Below are 274 nucleotides of genomic sequence, written 5' to 3'. Positions count from 1 at the left end.
GGCTTGTTCACCGAGTTCTTTTGCTGAGCCACTTAACTCGGTTCTTACTTGTGCTGTAAGCGAGCAAATATAAGAGTGCGGACGACATGATATCGTTGCTGTCACATCGTCAGCAAGTTGTATTGTTTGGTTGTTAATGTAAACGGCGGTTGTTTTGTAAAACGTTTTAGGCGGAGACCAGTCATCCACATTTTCGTTGTAGCAGCCTTCTTCGCTGAATACTTTATTGCATCGCGATGCTTTTAATTCTTAGACGTTTTTATCTGCATTAGTT

1 protein-coding gene is annotated in these 274 nt (G+C 41.6%); it reads right to left on the bottom strand.

Annotated elements, in window-relative coordinates; all coding sequences use genetic code 11:
- Positions 1-189: hypothetical protein (locus Q4528_RS13845; RefSeq protein WP_303522153.1), on the bottom strand; the 189-nt coding region annotated here is incomplete at its 3' end.
- Between the last annotated feature and the right edge of the window lie 85 nt (positions 190-274).

The organism is Staphylococcus pasteuri, from assembly GCF_030547725.1.
GTDB classification, from domain to species: Bacteria; Bacillota; Bacilli; order Staphylococcales; family Staphylococcaceae; genus Staphylococcus; species Staphylococcus pasteuri.
This window is presented reverse-complemented; position numbering and strand designations above follow the sequence as displayed.